This is a genomic window from Paraburkholderia sp. SIMBA_054 (assembly GCF_046534875.1).
GTDB classification, from domain to species: Bacteria; Pseudomonadota; Gammaproteobacteria; order Burkholderiales; family Burkholderiaceae; genus Paraburkholderia; species Paraburkholderia hospita.
Window position 1 is genome coordinate 1 of record NZ_JAWRXV010000579.1, and the last position, 285, is coordinate 285.

The 285-nt window shown below is 28.1% G+C and carries 1 protein-coding gene; it reads right to left on the reverse strand.

Annotation, left to right across the window (positions count from 1 at the left end):
* The coding region (locus tag SB822_RS56420) for a winged helix-turn-helix domain-containing protein (protein ID WP_410859020.1) at positions 1–285 on the reverse strand (285 nt) is incomplete at both ends.

The window sequence follows — 285 nt, forward strand, 5'->3', positions numbered from 1 at the left end:
TTTATATTTAATCGATATCCTATTTTACTTACCACTTTAATTGCCCTTCTAACTCCTAACATATCAAATTTTTTATTTACTCGTATAATATTTTTATATAAGGTATTTTTACTCAGGGATTCTTCAGTCTTCGAAATTGCAGATGATAACTCGTTATGTGCAACAGTACGTGGATATTGCGAAAAAAGGAGTTCTATAATAATTCTTTCATTATTTGTTAAATTAACTTGCTTTGTTTTAAAATGGAGCTGTAAACGCTCTGGATAAAATCTAAATCCTTCTATC